This is a genomic window from Amycolatopsis sp. NPDC051128 (assembly GCF_040682715.1).
Classification (GTDB): Bacteria; Actinomycetota; Actinomycetes; order Mycobacteriales; family Pseudonocardiaceae; genus Amycolatopsis.
Window position 1 is genome coordinate 112,737 of sequence record NZ_JBFBBN010000023.1, and the last position, 17,096, is coordinate 129,832.

General features: G+C 66.4%; 19 protein-coding genes. 10 read left to right on the top strand and 9 right to left on the bottom strand.

The annotated features are described in order from the left end of the window. The first annotated feature begins 17 nt into the window (after positions 1 to 17). The 3 genes from AB0M82_RS23560 (at position 18) to AB0M82_RS23570 (ending at position 2,482) form a co-directional block, all read left to right on the top strand. Entirely contained in the window at positions 18 to 944 is a 927-nt protein-coding gene (locus tag AB0M82_RS23560) for an ATP-binding cassette domain-containing protein (protein WP_364725450.1), read from the top strand. After that, positions 941 to 1,768 (top strand): ABC transporter permease, encoded by an 828-nt coding sequence (locus AB0M82_RS23565; RefSeq protein ID WP_364725452.1) that lies wholly within the window; start codon positions 941 to 943, stop codon positions 1,766 to 1,768. The genes AB0M82_RS23560 and AB0M82_RS23565 overlap by 4 nt, the downstream gene beginning before the upstream one ends. 135 nt (positions 1,769 to 1,903) lie before the next feature. Beyond that, positions 1,904 to 2,482, top strand: coding sequence for a hypothetical protein (locus tag AB0M82_RS23570; protein WP_364725455.1), 579 nt, complete (start codon positions 1,904 to 1,906; stop codon positions 2,480 to 2,482). A gap of 66 nt (positions 2,483 to 2,548) precedes the next feature. On the opposite strand, the gene AB0M82_RS23575 is transcribed toward AB0M82_RS23570, so the two are convergent. Beyond that, a complete protein-coding gene (locus AB0M82_RS23575; RefSeq protein WP_364725457.1) occupies positions 2,549 to 3,310 on the bottom strand; it encodes an AfsR/SARP family transcriptional regulator in 762 nt (253 codons plus the stop codon). Positions 3,311 to 3,597: 287 nt separating this feature from the next. On the opposite strand from AB0M82_RS23575, the gene AB0M82_RS23580 reads away from it, so the two are divergent. Beyond that, positions 3,598 to 4,221, top strand: coding sequence for a ScbR family autoregulator-binding transcription factor (locus AB0M82_RS23580; RefSeq protein ID WP_364725460.1), 624 nt, complete (start codon positions 3,598 to 3,600; stop codon positions 4,219 to 4,221). A 178-nt stretch (positions 4,222 to 4,399) separates the two neighbouring features. On the opposite strand, the gene AB0M82_RS23585 is transcribed toward AB0M82_RS23580, so the two are convergent. Next, entirely contained in the window at positions 4,400 to 5,035 is a 636-nt protein-coding gene (locus AB0M82_RS23585) for a ScbR family autoregulator-binding transcription factor (RefSeq protein WP_364725463.1), read from the bottom strand. A 232-nt stretch (positions 5,036 to 5,267) separates the two neighbouring features. Between AB0M82_RS23585 and AB0M82_RS23590 the strand changes: the two genes are divergently transcribed. Beyond that, positions 5,268 to 6,224 (top strand): ScbA/BarX family gamma-butyrolactone biosynthesis protein, encoded by a 957-nt coding sequence (locus AB0M82_RS23590; protein ID WP_364725466.1) that lies wholly within the window; start codon positions 5,268 to 5,270, stop codon positions 6,222 to 6,224. Continuing rightward, positions 6,221 to 7,216, top strand: a complete 996-nt coding sequence (locus tag AB0M82_RS23595; RefSeq protein WP_364725469.1) for an NAD-dependent epimerase/dehydratase family protein — start codon at positions 6,221 to 6,223, stop codon at positions 7,214 to 7,216. The genes AB0M82_RS23590 and AB0M82_RS23595 overlap by 4 nt, the downstream gene beginning before the upstream one ends. A 180-nt stretch (positions 7,217 to 7,396) precedes the next feature. Here the strand turns inward: AB0M82_RS23595 and AB0M82_RS23600 are convergent, their stop codons facing one another. Continuing rightward, positions 7,397 to 8,431 (bottom strand): XRE family transcriptional regulator, encoded by a 1,035-nt coding sequence (locus AB0M82_RS23600; RefSeq protein ID WP_364725472.1) that lies wholly within the window; start codon positions 8,429 to 8,431, stop codon positions 7,397 to 7,399. Between the two features lie 721 nt (positions 8,432 to 9,152). Here AB0M82_RS23600 and AB0M82_RS23605 point away from each other — a divergent pair. After that, entirely contained in the window at positions 9,153 to 9,353 is a 201-nt protein-coding gene (locus AB0M82_RS23605) for a hypothetical protein (RefSeq protein ID WP_364725475.1), read from the top strand. Positions 9,354 to 9,455: 102 nt separating this feature from the next. Here AB0M82_RS23605 and AB0M82_RS23610 read toward each other — a convergent pair whose 3' ends face one another. From AB0M82_RS23610 to AB0M82_RS23625, 4 genes are all read right to left on the bottom strand, one after another. Continuing rightward, positions 9,456 to 10,871, bottom strand: coding sequence for a phage major capsid protein (locus AB0M82_RS23610; RefSeq protein WP_364725478.1), 1,416 nt, complete (start codon positions 10,869 to 10,871; stop codon positions 9,456 to 9,458). A 265-nt stretch (positions 10,872 to 11,136) separates the two neighbouring features. After that, positions 11,137 to 11,469, bottom strand: a complete 333-nt coding sequence (locus tag AB0M82_RS23615; protein WP_364725481.1) for a hypothetical protein — start codon at positions 11,467 to 11,469, stop codon at positions 11,137 to 11,139. Between the two features lie 167 nt (positions 11,470 to 11,636). Continuing rightward, the gene (locus AB0M82_RS23620) at positions 11,637 to 12,884 is read right to left on the bottom strand and encodes a DUF3631 domain-containing protein (protein WP_364725484.1); all 1,248 of its coding nucleotides are present in this window, start codon (positions 12,882 to 12,884) and stop codon (positions 11,637 to 11,639) included. Continuing rightward, complete coding sequence (locus AB0M82_RS23625; RefSeq protein WP_364725486.1) at positions 12,881 to 13,288, bottom strand: hypothetical protein; 408 nt, start codon at positions 13,286 to 13,288, stop codon at positions 12,881 to 12,883. Before AB0M82_RS23625 ends, AB0M82_RS23620 begins: the two co-directional genes overlap by 4 nt. Before the next feature lie 34 nt (positions 13,289 to 13,322). Between AB0M82_RS23625 and AB0M82_RS23630 the strand changes: the two genes are divergently transcribed. From AB0M82_RS23630 to AB0M82_RS23640, 3 genes are all read left to right on the top strand, one after another. Then, the gene (locus AB0M82_RS23630; RefSeq protein ID WP_364725489.1) at positions 13,323 to 13,559 is read left to right on the top strand and encodes a hypothetical protein; all 237 of its coding nucleotides are present in this window, start codon (positions 13,323 to 13,325) and stop codon (positions 13,557 to 13,559) included. Between the two features lie 259 nt (positions 13,560 to 13,818). Beyond that, positions 13,819 to 14,190, top strand: coding sequence for a helix-turn-helix transcriptional regulator (locus tag AB0M82_RS23635; RefSeq protein WP_364725492.1), 372 nt, complete (start codon positions 13,819 to 13,821; stop codon positions 14,188 to 14,190). Between the two features lie 52 nt (positions 14,191 to 14,242). Continuing rightward, positions 14,243 to 15,481, top strand: coding sequence for a tyrosine-type recombinase/integrase (locus tag AB0M82_RS23640; RefSeq protein WP_364725494.1), 1,239 nt, complete (start codon positions 14,243 to 14,245; stop codon positions 15,479 to 15,481). Here AB0M82_RS23640 and AB0M82_RS23645 read toward each other — a convergent pair. Both AB0M82_RS23645 and AB0M82_RS23650 read right to left on the bottom strand, forming a co-directional pair. After that, complete coding sequence (locus tag AB0M82_RS23645) at positions 15,371 to 16,381, bottom strand: phosphatase PAP2 family protein (RefSeq protein ID WP_364725497.1); 1,011 nt, start codon at positions 16,379 to 16,381, stop codon at positions 15,371 to 15,373. The two genes, AB0M82_RS23640 and AB0M82_RS23645, sit on opposite strands and share 111 nt — an antisense overlap. 8 nt (positions 16,382 to 16,389) lie before the next feature. Next, positions 16,390 to 16,773, bottom strand: a complete 384-nt coding sequence (locus AB0M82_RS23650) for a VOC family protein (RefSeq protein ID WP_364725500.1) — start codon at positions 16,771 to 16,773, stop codon at positions 16,390 to 16,392. Positions 16,774 to 17,096 lie beyond the last annotated feature (323 nt).

Sequence of the window (17,096 nt, forward strand, 5' to 3'; positions counted from 1 at the left end):
ACGAGGAGAGGTAACCGATGGTCGCCGGCTACGCAATCGAAGCACGGGGGCTGCGCAAGTCCTATGGCGACGTGGACGTCCTGGAAAGCGTCGACCTGAACGTGCGGCGCGGCACGATGTTCGCGCTGCTCGGTCCCAACGGCGCCGGGAAGACCACGACGGTGCGGATCCTGAGCACCCTCCTGGAAGCCGACGGCGGCACCGTGACGATCAACGGTCACGATCTCGCCGGGCCCAAGCGGAAGGTGCGCGAGCAGATCGGCCTGACCGGGCAGGACACGGCGGTCGACGAGCTGCTCACCGGCCGCGAGAACCTGGAGATGATGGCCCGGCTGTTCCACCTGACCACGGCCGAGGCGAAGGCCCGCGCCACCGAGCTGCTCGCGCAGTTCGACCTGACCGACGCCGCCGGCCGCCAGGTCAAGACCTACTCCGGCGGCATGCGCCGCCGGCTCGACCTGGCGATCAGCCTGATCACGTCGCCGCCGGTGCTGTTCCTCGACGAGCCCACCACCGGTCTCGACCCGCGCAGCCGCTCGGCCATGTGGGACGCGATCCGCGAACTGCTCGACGGCGGCACCACGATCCTGCTCACCACGCAGTACCTCGAGGAGGCCGACCAGCTGGCCGACCGGATCGCGGTGATCGACAAGGGCCGCGTCGTCGCCGAGGGCACGGCGGCCGAGCTGAAGCGCACGGTGGGGACCGAGCGGCTGAAGCTCGCCTTCGCCACCGCCGCCGAGGCGGCGCGCGCCCACGGCGTGACCGGCGGTGTGCTGCTCGACGACACGGTCAGCGTCGCCATCGACGAGCCCGGCCAGGTCCGGCGAGTGCTCAACCAGGTCGCGGACGCGGGCCTCGAGACCACCGGGCTCGAGCTGTCCGAACCGACCCTGGACGACGTTTTCCACAGCCTTACCGGAACCGCGGGAGAGAAGCGATGACCCAGACCCTGTCCAGGGAGCTCGAGGGGGAGCAGATCCCCGACGCTCCGAGCCGTTCTTCGTTCGCTTTGGCGCTGTCCGACTGCCGGGTGCTGGTCGCGCGCAACGTCAAGCACATCGCCCGCAACCCGGAGATGCTGATCCAGGCGGTCTCGCTGCCGATCGTGCTCCTGCTGCTGTTCCGCTTCATGTTCGGCGGCGCGATCACTGTTCCCGGCATGGCCTACATCGACTACCTGGTGCCCGGCCTGGTGGCCGTGAGCGTGGGCTTCAACTCCACGACCACCGTGGTCGGGGTGGCCTCGGACCTCACCCAGGGCCTGGTGGAGCGGTTCCGCTCGATGCCCATGGTGGGCTCGGCCGTGCTCGTGGGCCACGTCGTCGCGGGCGTGCTGCGCAGCCTGCTGTCGCTGGTGGTGATGGTCGCGGGCGGCCTGGCCGTCGGGTTCCGCCCGGCGGGCGGGGTGCTCGGCTGGCTCGGGGCGATCGGCCTGCTGACGCTGTTCGCGACCGGCGTGTTCTGGCTCGCCACGCTGCTGGGCTCGATCGCCAAGACCGTCGAGGGCGCGGGCGGCCTCGGCATGATCCTGGTCTTCGTCCCCTACGCCACCAGCGCGCTGGTGCCCACGGCGTCGATGCCGTCGGTGCTGCGGGTGGTCGTCGAAAACCAGCCGGTGACCGTGCTCATCGACGCGGTCCGCGCGCTGATGAACGGCACGGCGCCGGGCTCGGACGCCTGGCTCGCGCTGGCCTGGTGGGCCGGCATCACCGTCCTGGCCGCGTACTTCGCGGTCCGGAAGTTCCAGCAGCGCTCCCAAGGCTGAGCACGTCCGCACCGAAGGCGGTCCGCGTTCCGCGCGGGCCGCCTTTTCGCGCGCGCCGGACGCAAGGTCGACTTTAGGTCGGTCGGGCACTCTGCGTGGAGAACATCCGAGCAATCCGTGAAGTGAGGTGGCCAGATGCCGACCCACATCGTCGAGAAGCCGGCCGGGACCCTCGACGCCTGGTCCGCACCGCTGGCCGGCGATCCGGCCGGCGCCGCGGCGTTCCTCGCCGAGATCGCCGACCGGGTCGCCCGCCACTCCGGCGTGCTCGTCCCGGGCGGCGGCCCGGTGGCGGACGCGCTCGGGACGCTGGGGTACGCCGTCTCGGTGGCCGGCTTCGACAGCCTGCCCGCCACGCGCTTCGACGTCGTCTACGCGGGTTCGGACGTCCTCTCGCGGTTCCTCGTGCAGCGAGAGCAGGTCGGCTTCGTCCGCCGCCTCGCGGCGCGGCTGCGCCCCGGGGGCGCGCTGGTCGTCCAGGGGTATCACCCGGACCCGGTCGGCTGGGCGGCTCACCCGCTCGTCACCGGGCACGACTGCGCCCGCCAGACGCTGTTCCTGGCCGGCGCCCGCGTGCCTGTGCGCTACGTGTGGCCCGCGGAACTGGACCTCATGGCCGAGCTGGCCGAACTGGCGCTCGACAGTCGCTGGGGCGGCTGGTACGGCGAGCCCGCGGTGTGCGGCGGACCGGTCGTCTCGCTCTACCGGAGCTGAAACGGCTGCGGCCCGGTCCCCGCTTGTGGCGGTGGACCGGGCCGCTGAGGCCGGACGCGGGCCGGGTCAGACCGCGTCGGACATTTCGCCGACCAGGATGCTGTGGTGCAGCTTCCGCAGCGAACTGCCGGGCTCGATGCCCAGCTGCTGGACCAGGTGGTGCCGGGCGGAGGCGAAGGTCTCCAGCGCCTCGGCACGGCGGTTCGACCGCAGCAGGGCGGTCATCAAGAACTCGTAGAACGTCTCGCGCAGCGTGTGCTCCTTCGCCAGCGCGGAAAGCTGCCCGACGACCTCGCGGTGCCGTCCGATCAGCAGCTCGGTCTCCATCAGCAGTTCCAGGCACTCCAGCCGGCTCTCCTCCAGTAGAGCGGCATAGGCCTGGACGTCGGGCGAGTCGATGAAGCTGCCGAACACGTCGCCGCGCCACAGGTTCGCGGCCTCGCGCAGGACCTTCGCGGCTTCCTTGTAGCTGCGGTCCCAGTACAGGGCCCGGCCGTGCTGGTAGAGGCGGGTGAAGCGGTCGGCGTCCAGCTCGTCGATCCCGACGTGCAGCGAATAGCCGCGCGGGCTGGTCACGACGGGGCTGTCCGCGTCGTCACCCGTGCCGCGCAGCAGCTTGCGCAGCTGCGAGACGTAGACGTAAAGGGCGGCGCTGGCCCGTGCGGGTGGGTTCTCGCCCCAGAGCTCGCCGATCAGGTGCTCGGTGGTCGCCACCTGGTTGCGCTTGGCCAGCAGGACGGCGAGCAGCGTCTCGATCTTGCGTGCGCGAGGGGCGCTGACGCCGGGCTCTCCGCCGACCCTCAGTTGCCCGAGTATCTCGTAGTACATTCCAGTGCCCTCCGGAGTCCGCGTCGATCGGGACTGCCCGGCCCGGCGCCCCCAGTGTGTCCAGCGCCCGTTTGCCCGGTCCCACGTCAGCAGCGTACTAAACCGACCTCCCGGTTTTCAAGACAAAACCGGGAGGTCGGTCTGATTTTCTGCTGCGGAGCGGTGAAACCACTTGTAGTGGCCACTTTTCGGGCGGAAGCAATTGTAAACCGGGCGGTTGGTACGTTATGGTCAGGCATGAGGCGCGGGACCCTGCGCCCAACCGGGCCGAGCGGAGGGGACCGACGGTGACCAAGCAGGCACGCTCGGAGCACACGCGGCGCCTGTTGCTGGAAGCCGCGGCCGAGCTGCTGCACCAGGACGGCTACGCGGCCACCAGCATGGTGGGCATCTCGCAGGCGGCGGGGGTCACCAAGGGCGGCCTGTACTTCCACTTCTCCTCCAAGGACGAGATCTGTGACGAAGTGCAGGTCGCCGCCGTGACGGTGCTGCGCGAGCACGTGAGCAGGCAGCTCGTCGTCCCGCGGCCGGCCCTGCGGCGCCTCGCCGAGCTCAGCCGCGCCCTCATGAGCTGGCTCGACACCGACCCCAAGGTCGGCGCCAGCTTCCGCATGGCACGCGAGATGGGTTCGGCGGACGAGCGGTTCGTGGTGTTCTCCCGCGCCTGGCTGGCCCAGGTCCACCAGCACGTCGCCGACGCGTTCGCCGACGGCGAACTCAGCGTCGACGTGCCGCTCGAGACCGCGGAACTGCTGGTGGTGGTCACGTGTGTCGGCCTCGAATCCGTGGTGTCCAGCCGGATCGTCGTGCCGGAGACCGACCTTGCCACAACGCTGGCGAAGCTGTGGCGGCTGATCGAGCTGGCCGAGCGGTCGCCGCGGAGTTCGGTTGCCCGCGGCGCGGGTGGATGAGAACGGGTGGCCGGGCGAGCCGCGGTGGTCGAGTGAGCCGGCCGCCGTGGAGGTCGGTTGCTCGCGGCGCGGGTGAATGAGCACGAGCGGATGCCGTTCCCGGTGGCAGCCTCCGCGGTGCGAAGACAAGAAACGGGCGGTCCGGCGTTGCCGCCGGACCGCCCGTTTCCCACGTTTCTCAAGCCGTGACGGGCTCCATCGCGTGGTTCGTGCCCATCGGGTTGAACCGGTGCAGGCGGCGGGGCGGCACCACGGAGTTCAGGATCGTGGTCCACATGAACGTGACCCGCTCCAGCAGGTCCGCCCGCCCGGTCAGCACCTGCGAACTCAGCTGGATCCCGGTGAACGAGGCCACCACGAACTGCGCCAGATCGTGGGCGTTGACGTCCTTGCGCAGGTCGCCCGCTGCCTTCGCCGCGAGCAGGCAGCCGTGGATCGTGTCGATCCACTGCTTGTACACGTTGCCCGCCGGCGTGACGAACGAGCCGTGCTCGATGACGAGCCGGATACTGGCCCGTACCCGGACGTTGGACCGCAGGCTGGCCGCCATCCCCTGGGTGAGGTCGATGACCGTCTGCAGCCCCGGATTCTCGATCGCCGCCAGGGGTTCCCAGACCGTGAACTGCTCGTCGATGAGCGCGTCGGCCAGATCTTCCTTGGACTTGAAGTGGAAGTACAGCGCGCCCTTTGTGACACCCGCTTCGGCGAGGATGTCCGACAGGCTCGCACCGAGGAAGCCGACCGCGTCGAACCGGGAGGCCGCGGCCTCGAGGATCGCGGTCCGTGTCTGCTCCGCACGCACTTGGCGAGCCAATTCAGCTCCTCTCACCGGCCGCCGGAGGTGGTCCACAGCGGACCACTTCGGCGGCATCGCCGGATGTGTCAATGGGCCAGTGTACGTCGGGCGGTCCGGGAAATCCAGTGAAAAAAACCGCTCGGTTGGTATGGTTTTCGCACGCCGAGTGAGCTACAAATGTTACGGGGGAGTGCTGGGGTACTGGGGTACTGGGGTAGCTCATTCTGGGAGGACCGTCATGGTCAGCACGGTGATTCAAGGTTCTGTGCGCGAAATACCCGAAACCAAGATCGACGGAAGGCCGGCGACGCAAACAGTCGACTTCCAGCAGACGATCCCGCGGAGCCTCGTGCACCGCGCGGCCGTCTCGGAAGTCTTCGTCACCGACCTGAACATCCTCGGCGAAGGCCGGTTCGAAGTCGGCGCGCAGTGGCCGCGCCGGCACAGCTTCTTCGGGCCGAGGACGCCCGCGTTCCACGACCCGATGCTCTACGCGGAGACGATCCGCCAGGCGGTGCTGCTGATCGCGCACCGGGCGTACGGCATCCCGACCAGCCACAGCTTCCTGTCCGACCACAAGGTTTACTCGGTCGACGAGGCGGGGCTGGAAACGCTCGGGCGCCCGGTCGACGTGGTCCTGCGGGTCAGCGCGCACGAGGTCGAGTACCGGGGCAAGAACGTCGGTGGCATGCGGCTGGACTTCGAATGTTTCCGCGACGGTCACCTGATCGGTACCGCTTCGGAGCGCTGGCGCTGCGTCTCCCCGGCGGTCTACCGCCGGGTCCGGGGCGACCACTTCGCGGCGACACCGTTCCAGGCGGCGGTCCTGCCCGCGGTCGCGCCGGCCTTGGTCGGCCGCGACCGTGCCGAGGACGTGCTGGTGGCGGCGACGCCGACGGACGGCACCTGGTCGCTGCGCTGCGACCCGGACCACGCGGTGCTCTTCGACCACGCGGTCGACCACGTGCCGGGCATGGCGCTCATCGAAGGCGCGCGGCAGGCCGCCCTGCTGGCGGTCGGCGACCCGTACGCCATCCCCGGGCGCGCGGAGTTCCGGTTCGACACCTACGTGGAGTTCGACTCCGACTGCCGGCTGGTGGCCGAAGCGGACGTCACCGGACCGGGCCGCCTGCGGACGGTCCGGATCGACATCCGGCAGAAGGGTGCCACGGCCGCGCACGGCACGCTGGGGATGCGTTTGTCATGAGTGCCGGGGAGCCGACGGTCGGCGGGACGGACATCCTGGTGACCGGCGCGACCGGCTTCGTCGGCACCGCGGTGCTGCGCGAGCTGGTCGCGCGAGGCATGGGCACCCGGGTCCGCGTCCTCGTCCGGGGCCTGGTACCGGCGTGGATGACGGACGCGGGCGTGACGACGTGGCGCGGTGACCTCACCGACGCGCCGAGTCTCGCCGGGCTGTGCGCCGGGATCACCACGCTGGTGCACCTCGCGTCGCAGGTCGGCGGGGAACCCGCACTGTGCACGGCCGTCAACGAGGACGGCACGGCGAAGATCCTCGCCGAAGCCCGCAGCGCGGGTACCACGGGCGTGCTGTACCTCAGCACGTGCGCGGTCTACCGCGACGGCGTCCACCGGGGTGCGGCGGAGCCGGGGGGCGGGTCCGGGCTGGTGACGGAGCCGGCGTCGGCGACCAGCCGCAGCAGGCTGGCGGGCGAGCGGCTGGTGCTGGCCGCCGGCGGCGTCGTGCTGCGGCCGCACCTGGTCCACGGCACCGGCGACCGGCACGTGGTGCCGGCGCTGGCCCGCTGGGTCCGGGCGGTCCCGTCGTGGGCGGCGGGCGGCGCGGCGTGCGCGTCGCTGGTGGCGGTGGCCGACCTGGCCGCGGCGATCGCGGTGCTGGCGCTGACGCCCCGGGCCGAGCGGGCGGGGGAGGTCTTCCACGTGGCCGACCCGCGCCCGGTCCCGGTGCGCCAGCTGATCACCGCGATGTGCGGGCTGCTCGGCATGCCGCTGCCGGTCGGGGACCTGCCGCTCGACGAGCACCGCGCCCGCACGCGCGCGGCCATGCCGTCGTTGAGCGACCACCAGTACTCCCTGCTCACACAGGATCACTGGTACGAGAGCAGCCGCATCTGGAAACTCACCGGCGTCTCACCGGGTCCGGGCTTCGCCCGGCGCTTGGAGGAGGCGGCGGACTGGTATCGCGAGTCACTGGGGATCCCGGAACCGGTCGGCTGAGCCGGATCGCGGGAGGGGCGACATGCTCTGAAGGCCACCTACAGGTACGAAAGTGGCTTTGACCTGGCAATTCACTACTGATCATCTGACAGCCGTGTGACAGACGTCCCGAACGAACGGCCCCCCGACCAGCGATGGAAGGGGGGCCGTTCTCATGCGGCAACGACGATCAGGCAACGGCTAGCTCTCCAGTTCGGCCAGTGCCCGCCGACGTCCGGCCCATTCGGCATCGCGCCATGACTCGGGCATCATCGCGATGGCTTCACGAGCTAGCCGCGCTGCGCCGGAGTGGTCGCCGAGCGCGTGCAGCACGAACGCCCGTTGACCGTGGAAGAACGATGGCACGTACCAGTACCCCGAATCGGGCAGCTCGTCCGCCGGGGGTAGATGCTCTGACAACCGATCAGCCTCGCGCAACCGTGCTAGCGCTTCGGTCCGGCTCCCATCGCGTGCCAGGACTTCCGCACGCTGAAAGGTGACGTACGTCCTTAGCCCGATGTTCACGCGGTCATCTCGCGCGGCCGCTTCGTTCAGTGCGTCGGCCGACCGAAGATCGTTACGCCGTAGGTTTCGATAGGCCGCGAAGCTCAACGCGGTTGACAACCGTGTCGGGTCGTCCGCTTCGAGTGCGAGCACGCTTGCCCGATCAAGGTATCGGCGGGATTCGTCCCACCGTTGGAGCGGGATGTTCAACCACCCTTGGTACTGCTCCAGTTCGGAGAGCAGGCCAACCGCTTTCGGACGGACGTTCCCGCGCGCGTTGTCGGCAAGCTGTGTCGCTAGGGCAGCCTGGGCACGAACGGTCGGCAGGACTTCGGCGGCCCCGGCCGCATCCTCTAACCGCCGGACGCTGGCCAGCACCTGCGCCACGGCATCGATAGCCGCCGAATCGGTCGCTAGGCGGCCTGACGCGGCTTGTGCGACCCGGTCAGCGTCGGGCGGCCGCAGGAACCCCAGGTCGCACTCCGAGGCGTCCAGCACGGCGCACAGAGCCGCCCGGATGATCGGGCCTGGCCGCTTGACTACGCCCCGTTCGATCTTGCCCAAGTGCACGGCATCGAACGGGTGAGAGCGTCCCTTTTCGTCGTGCCGCTCGATCCACTGAGCGACCAAGGCGGCCAGCTCGGTACGCCCCATCGGGGTGCCCGGGTACCGGCGCGACGACATGGCCTCGCGGGCGAGGCGTAGCCGATCGTTCGGGACCAGGTCAGGCATGCGACCAGCCTATATCTTCCTGCGTCTTCCTAGCTCTCTTCCCTACCGTGTGTGTTCGTTAGCGACGACGCTAAGTGATGTGACCGATCTTGTTCCGCCCGCCGACGAGCCGCAGCCGACGACGGCCGACGACGAGCCATTTCGCCCGCTGTCGGAGATGACGGACGACGAGTGGCGAGCCGCGCAAGCGGAGGTTCAGCGGCATTGGCCGAAGCAGAGCCGGTACCCATCGTGACGGCCGTGATCTACCTCGACACTGAGGCACTCCACCCCGTGATCGATGGCGAATGGCACCGGACCCGGCTGACCGGCATCCCGAAGCCGGGTCAGGGCATCACGATGCTGTGCGGCGAAACGGCATCCGCTGCGTTCGAGCCCCTGGAGCAGCGCCGCGCGCACGGGGTGCCGACATCGTGCCCCCGTTTGCGATGCGATCCACCGGCGGGAGCGCGGTATCCCGCAGCAGCACACCCGGCAGAGCCGCTGATCTCCCGGCCGATGCGCCTCGCCCTCCACTTGGCGCGTCGGCCGGGTTCCACTTGTGCGCGAGCTGCGCGGACGGGCTAGTCGCGTGGTGCGGACGTTGGCATCTCATGCCCGCGCTGGCTTGGTATCCTGGACGCCTAGCTCTGACATGACGCGGTACGGCTTCGCGAGGCATGGCCCGGCACGGCGAGGGTCCAATCAGACCCATCGACTGCCCTAGGGAGCCATGCAAGAAATGAGCAATCAGAAGATCATCGAAGATCGCGCCCGGCGACGCGCCCGCCGTCTCGGACTGCGGATCACCAAGTACCGCAACGGGTTCATGGTCGTCGACGCGGACACCAACGGTGTGGTGGCTGGTAGCCAGCCCTTCCCGTACGCCCTCAATCTGGACGACGTGAACGAAGTGCTTGTGACGTACGCCCGGATCGACTGAGGCGGACGCCGCCAGCGAATGACGATTGAACACGGGTCCCGCGCCCGGCTACGGCATGGATAGAAGATCGCGGGACCCGTGCGTCCCAACCGGCAAGCCTGATTACGCTGACTTGTCGAGCATTCGGAAAGCGGCATCGTTAACGCTGTCTGCGCCAACACGTCGCATTAACCACCAGCCACGCTGGCCGGAAGGCCTACGGTTTGCACCGAACAAATGGGGGACCAATTCCACAGTGGATCCAATCCGGTCCGCGATAACATAGTTCGAAAAGTCGCCGTAAACAGCCAAATAGTCGTGGGTAGTGCCGGCCGCGATTGTGCTATCCATATAGCTGGCCTCGTTAGCAATCTTGGAAAGCAGAATCGGCGGATTGCCTTCGATCATTGGAGTGGTCAGACCAGTTCCGGCAATGATCGACCGCCCGCGATTAAGTGAGACCAAGTGCATAATCCATTGGGCGTTAGGCTGAAAACGAGGTCCGAGCGCCTCTTGCGTGGATGTGAAGTCGACGGCGTCCAATGTGCCACCGGTCAAGCTGACGACCGAAGCGGTGCCGACAAGCGCGGTCACAATGCCGAACGGCTGGGCGCTACCGGTGCCGAGGATGAACGCCTGTGAATCGACCTGGTCAGCGGCATCGAAAAGTAAGCTAGTGACTTCGGCGGCGCCGTTGGCCATATCGTCGTATGATTCGACGCTCACTGGAACGAAAGCCGATTGCTTGTACACGTTGATCGAAGGCTGCGCCAGGGTCGGAGCATTATCCGAATTTTCTGCCGCTTCTGCGAGCCAGCCAGCCGTGATACCGGCGCTGCTAACACCGTTCCAAACATCCCCCGTGGCCACCACCGTGCGGGCAATCTGCCGCAGCGGGTTAGTCGAGCCATCCGACGTGAGAATCACCGTAGGGTCCAGCTGAAAGGGAATGAGGTATCCACCGGAAGCATCGGTCAACGACATAGCGCGAGCAAGCGACTGGGTACGCTGGAACGCGTTCAGCTCGTCACCGGTGAATTCGCGGTTACCGTTCATCGGGTCAACGGCAAGCTTGCTAAAGGCGCGCATGTATGCCGGGTCCGAAGTGGCGATAGACCATGCGGCAATCTTGTTCAGGCTTCCACCCTGCTCGGAATCAAGTGCGCGGGTGATCCGGTCGCGCCCACCATCCGGCGCGTGAGCGGTTCGCTCGATAGCCGTGCGGGCGCGGCCCCGCAGCTCAGCCACGGTGTCATGAGATCCGCCGTATGCCGGTGCGGCGATGCTTTCCCGCCAGGGGTCACCCCGTTGCACAAGGGTTCCGCCCCATCGATCACGCGCGTTGTCATTGTCCGATGGGGTGCCGTCTTCGACGTGACCCTTGGCGTATGAATCTTTAAGAATGACGCGTTGCAATTCGATTGACGCGGTTCGCAGTTCTTGATAGCGAATGCCCTGCGGCTCTGTCAATTCGTTAAATCGATCCAGCCGACGGATCTCGGCGTCGATTTCACGTTGCTTCCGTAGCGTCTCGGTCATATCCATTTGCTTTTACCCAACAGGATTGGTGCGCAACAATGGCGCAATGAATGGGTTTCCTGTCGAGTAGCGGCCCCTGGCCACTTGCTCGAACCGTCGGGCGACACCTGTGGCCGACCGACTCAAAAACCGGCGACCCTGGCCGACCGGCTAAGAGCGACTGTAACGGTTTTTCGGGGCCGGGGCATCCCTCGGGGCTACCATCGCCGCAAAAGCCGCGAGCTGGGACACTGGGAGGTCGAAATGAAGGTCGAGCGCGTCGGGGCTACAAATGGTCGGGGACGTTCAGCGATTCGGAGTAGCTCAACACGCGATAGGTGACCTCGGCGTCCACCGCACAGGCGACCGCGCCATAAAAAATCCTGGTTATCCTGTTCTCTTCCGGATTGACGCTGGCCAGATAGCATTCGTTTTTGATTTCGTGCAGTTGGTTTTCGTCGAGCTCGCGCAAGTCGAGTTCTGGTCCGATGCGATTTAGCATTTGGTTATTGCCTTTCAAAAAAAATTGAATGAGCAAGGTTTGAGCAGTGTTAACAGCGATACAAGGCAAGGGCACGGGTGCCGGTGTTGACCATCGGTGATCACGATTGGCCCCCACCCCCCTAGCTCTAACCCTCCGGCGCATCGGGAGTAAGTACGACGATTTGTATCGGGTCCGGTCGCCGTATTGATCTTCACCGTTCACGGCTCATGAGCCACGCGGCACTTGAGGTCACGGCAGTCACGGCGGTTACGGCACTTTGGACAGGTGGGCGATCACCAGCCTTAATCGGTCTCTTCGCTCGACCTGGTCGGGGCATCTGCCAGGTCCTGGCTGTCCGCCTCGCCGGTCGTGACGCCGGGCAGGGCGAGAGTGCCGTTACTGCCGTGACCGCCGTAACCCGGCAGGTAGCGGGCCCACGCGTCGCCGAGTCCGGTCACGCCGGTTGCCCGGTAGCCCTTCGAGCCGATGCCGTTGATCTTGACCGTGGTCGGTCGGACTCCGTACCCGCGCAACAGGTCGGACAGCTTGCGCGCGTTGAGCGGGGCACGGTTCAGGTCAGCCCACGGTGACAGCTCCAGCTTCCACAGCCCGGCGAGGACGTCCGTCGTGGTCATCTTCTCGGCGCCGTCGAACACGGTTAGGAGGTCAGTAAGAAGACGGATGCCAAGGCTCGGCGTGGCGTCCATGGCTTCGGCTACCAAGGCGACCGCGGCGCGACGGGAACGATCCGGCCACGAGCCACCCGCTTGGTCCGCAACCGCGATGAGTGGTTCCCAGATATCGGCCGGTCGATCGGTGATGCTTTCCGGCATGATCGGCCATTCGCCGTCGATGCTGATGGTGTCGGCCCATGCGGCCAATTCATCCCGTATCGCCGTTCCTTGCGGTTCATGCATTCGCCGCCGGAATGGTTCGACCTGTTCGCCGGGCGCTCGTCGCCGCATCCTGACGATCACCGACCGCGTCAAAATGGTGTCCGGCAACGAACCCAGCCCGGCGAGCGCGACCGCGCAATATGCAGGGATATCTTCTGTCACGACCGTTTTTCCAACAACCCTGCTTCGGCCGGCGATCGCACCGCGACGATAGCCAGCGTTGAGCAAGCCGCGAATTTCTTCGTTGCCTCTCGCAGCAGGGCCGAACACCGTATCGATCTCGTCGTAGAGAATGGTCGGACTGTCGTTTCCCACCTTGCGAAACAGGTATGACGGCGACATGTTAATCGCGATGATCGGATTCGGCACCAGAAGCTCCGATACCTCCAGCGCGCGAGTCTTGCCAGATGCTGGTTCGGGCGACAGGAACGCGATCCGCGCTGTGGTCTCCCACTCGTCCATTAGGTGCGTATGAGCGATCCACAGCGCGTGCGCGATCTGAGCTGCATCGCTTGGATATGCGACGAACCGTCCGAGGAAGTCGTACACGCGGTCAAGAATCGCGACCCCGTCGCCGTTGCCGTGAACCGTTCCGTCGTGATCCAGCCAGGCGCCGCTGGCGGGGTAGTCGTTTCCGTACGGAATCGCGGTCATCGACCGTACCCCCGCTGCATGATCCACTTAGCGCCGGGGTGGTCGGCCCACGAAGCGACGTCCGCCGCCGACGCAGCAGCACGCGTGCGAATCTGCTCGGGCGTCAGCGGGACAGTGGTAGCTACGTCCCGTCGACGCCGCAGTTCGGCGTACGTGGGCGTTGTCGCGACCTTCAGCCAGTTCGCGGCTTCGTTGATCGCGGCGGACGTCTCGCGGGCCTGGCGCCGCTGATACCACTCATACCATTCAGAAAGCAACTCGGCGACATGCAGCGAGCTATTAAGCGCACGCCACATCATCGCGTCATGCAAGAGGGAGTCCAAGGGGGTGAGCGCGGGCTCGGTCGGCCCACCACTGGACGGTGGCGGCGCGTCGGCCCGTGCGCTAGAATCGGGTTTGTTCATAGCGGACGCCTTTCAGGGAAGCCGCCTTTGCTGCATGACATCCAGCAAGGGCGGTTTTCTTACGGGTCAGTTCATTCAAGCTTTATGGGGTCAGCAAGGCGCGGAGACGTTCCGCCTGCTCGGGAGTGAGCGGTGGAACTGCGGCAACAACTCGCTTGAGATACTGCTCAGCCTTGGCAACCCTGAGGTCCCGTTGAAGATCCGCCGTGTCAGCATCAGGATGGTGACGCGTGACAACGGCCAAACGGGCGCGAGCACTGAAGACGGATGAAGCCATAATGAATTCCCGTCACTGCGGTCAGAAGGCGAAAGGCCTCGACGGTCGCGGGTCGTGCCCGGAGTGTGAATGGGGTCCGGCTCGCGCTTCTCCTTCGACACTACTTCGGGTGTCTAGTGTCCGACCGTTCGCCAATGGGTAAGAAGCAGGAAGAAGTCGTAAGAAGTAGGAAGATGTAGGAATACGCAGCATTCAGGCGTTACGCAACCGTTACTACGCGGTTGTCGGCACATCCAGGTGTACTGTTGCTGTTATGGCACCAACTAGGGAAACGATCAAGGGGCCGGTCAGGGACCAGGTGGCGGCCAACGTCCGGGCTCGCCGGGAGCGGTTGCGGCTATCGTTGGCCGACGTTGCTGCGCTATTGACGCAGCTAGGGCACCCTATGGGCCGTCATGCCGTGTTGCGGATCGAGACCGGCGCGCGAGCTGCCAGCGTCGATGATCTTGTCGCCCTGGCCTTGGCGCTGGACTGCTCGCCGCTCGCCCTGCTACTGCCGTCAGAGGACCCGGGCGAACCGGTGAAGATCACGAGTAGGGCAGCCCTGGAGTACGCCGACGCGTGGCATTGGGCACGAGGAAAGGGAACGAGTAGACCGAAGATTCTCACGGAGAGGAAAGGATAAGACAATGGCATGGGTAATTCCGCAAAGACCGGAGAGGGACGAGAATGGCAACTTGCGCAAACGCTATTGCGCGGGTTACGCGGTTGGCAAAGGCGCGAACCGGCAACGTCGGTCCGTCAAGAACCCCGACGGGTCGAACGTGATCTACTACAACAAGCGTGAGGCCCTGCGGGTTGCGAACGCGGAGGAACGGCGCGCACGTGGCGCGGCTCCCACTTCGCTCAACACGGAAGCAACCACGCTGTTCCGGGTGTGGTGGGAGCGCAATTACGATGGCAACCGCCATCCGGGCAGCGATGGCGACGCACAAGAACAGACAATGATGCGCGTGCACATTCTCCCGCGATGGGGCGAATCGCCGTTGAACGAGATCACCGAAGACGACATTAAGGACTGGATCAAAGAGACGCTCGCGCCCAAGTTTTCGGCATCGTACACGGAAAAACTCTACTACTTGCTCAAGGTTTGGGTAAAACTAGCAGTCGACAAGCGCGTTTTGACCATTGCGCCGTATAGCGCGGACATGGGTTTGCCGAAAATCCGCAAACAGGAACGCCCCTACTTCGAGGATTCCGACATTGCCGCGCTGAAGGCGAAAGGGTTCCGCGAGGACTACATGGACGTCGTGGAATTCTGCTACGAAACGGGTGTGCGCCCGTCCGAAGCAACCGGCCTACACGTTGCCATGCTCCGGCTCGACAAGGGTTTCATGGTTACCCGTGACGTGCTCGTGCCCGGTAAGCGACTCATCCGTGAATCTCCGAAAGATGGGGAGTCGCGCAGGGTTCCGTTGACCGACCGAGCAATCGAGATCGCGCGCCAGCACATCGGCGACCGCGACGTGACGGCCGGATGCGGCATGGTCCATCTGGTCGGCGAGAACCTACGCGAGACGGCGTGCACGGGTGGCGAGCTGGTGTTCCGCAACCGTACCGGCGGCATCATCGCGGCACGGTCGATTACGACGGCCCTACGGCTGTTCTGCAAGGCGAACGGCTTGCCGTACAAGAGCGCGTACGCCACCCGGCGCGGCTGGTCTACATGGACGGCTGACGGCGGACTCGACTCCGAGTTTCGGCGCAAGACCATGGGTCACAGCAAGGACTCCCAGACGGACGGCTACCGCCAGGTGACCCCACAGATGCGTGAACGGCTCCAGGAAGCACGCGAGGCATCACGGTCATTGAGCGCTGGTCAAGCCGTATCCGAGCGTCTGACAGATCGTGTGACACTCGTCCCGAGGAAGACTACGGAGGAAGCCGGAATCCAGCATGATCAAGATGCCGCGTGACCAGCGCAAACAGTGGACTTTGATGGAAGACTGCGGAGGACCACGCAAGATGCAAAACCCCAGGTCAGACCGCAGTACCTGAAGGCCACCATCAGAGCATCTGGTGCCCTGATGGTGGCCCTTCGGAGCATCCCGGAATTTCCCCGCGGGCAGGGGAAGGAGGGACGCCACGGCGACGGACACGGCCACCAGCACGACGCTGCCCACGACGTCGAGAACGTAGTGGTTCCCGGTGGCGAGCACGTCCGCCGTCATCAGCAGCGGGAAGATCCACGGCAGCAGCGCCAGTCGTGGATGGGTGGCCCGGAGCGCGGACCACACGGCGTACGCGCACCACAGCGACCAGCCGACGTGCATGCTGGGCATGGCCGTGTAGCTGCTGGGGTTCGTCCAGCTCTCCCGGGACGCCTGGTTCAGAATGTCGTACCGGGCAACGATGTCGACCGCGCCCGGCAGCGCGAACCGCGGCGGCGACATCGGCACCGCCCAGTAGACCGGCAGGACGAGGACCGTCATCGCGACCAGCGTCCGGCGGACCTTGCGGTAGACGCCGGCGCGCCGGACGAACGCCCACACGAGGACACCGGTGATCACGACGTAGTACAGCCGGTACAGGTACACCGCCAGCTGACTCAAGACCGGATTCGCGGCCAGCCAGCCGTTCGCGCTCCGCTCGATGTCCAGGTGCACGGCGTGTTCCGCGGACTGCAGGGCCAGTGCGTTGGCGGTGGCGGCCGCGACGTCCCGGCCCGCGGTGGAGTGGAGCCACGAAAAGAGCAGGAACCAGAGCAGCAGGCCGATCACCTCGACGAGCACACCGGGCCGCCCACCGGCACCCCGGACGAGCACGTTCACCCAGGGCCGCGCGATCAGGCCCGGCCGTTCCTTCGGCGCTGTCACGGCTCAGCTCACTCGCCCTGCTCGGCGACCAGCCAGCACAGGCAGAACGGATGACCGGCCGGATCGGCGTACACCTGGAAATCGTCCCCGGACGTCGTGCCGGCGGCCGCCTTCAGTACCGGGGCACCGAGGGCGGTGACCCACTCGTGCGCTTCGGTGAAGTCCTCGACCCACAGGTCGAGGTGCACCTGCTGCTTCGTGGGGCCGTCCGGCCACGTCGGCGGGGTGTGATCGGGGGCGAGCTGGACGCCGATCCGCGGCGCGCCGTCCACCGTGACCATGTGCCAGTCGCCGTCCTCCTCGACCTCGCCGCCGAGCACGCCCGCCCAGAAGCGGCTTTCGGCGGCAAGATCGGCCGCGTCGAAGGTGACGACCTGGTGTCTGATCCGCATGGGCCCAGTCTGCCGGGAACGGTCTCGCCTGACAACGGAATCGGTGGCGGGGTCGCTGTCGTTTTCCCTAATCATCATCGGCGGCGCGGACCGCAATTAGCGAAAACTGGGTGACCGCTCCTCCCTTTTCGATCTTCACGCGTTTCGGAAAAGGCCGTCACCCCGTGAACTTCGGCGATCACAGCGCTAGTGTCGCGCGTCGCGGCCGAGCGCCCCAATGTGGCGTTCGGTGCGTCCAGTGCACCCAATGTGGCGGTGGGGGGGGGGGGGGGACCCCCCCCCCCCAAGTGGGGGCGAGCCCGCGCCCGGCGAACCACCACGGG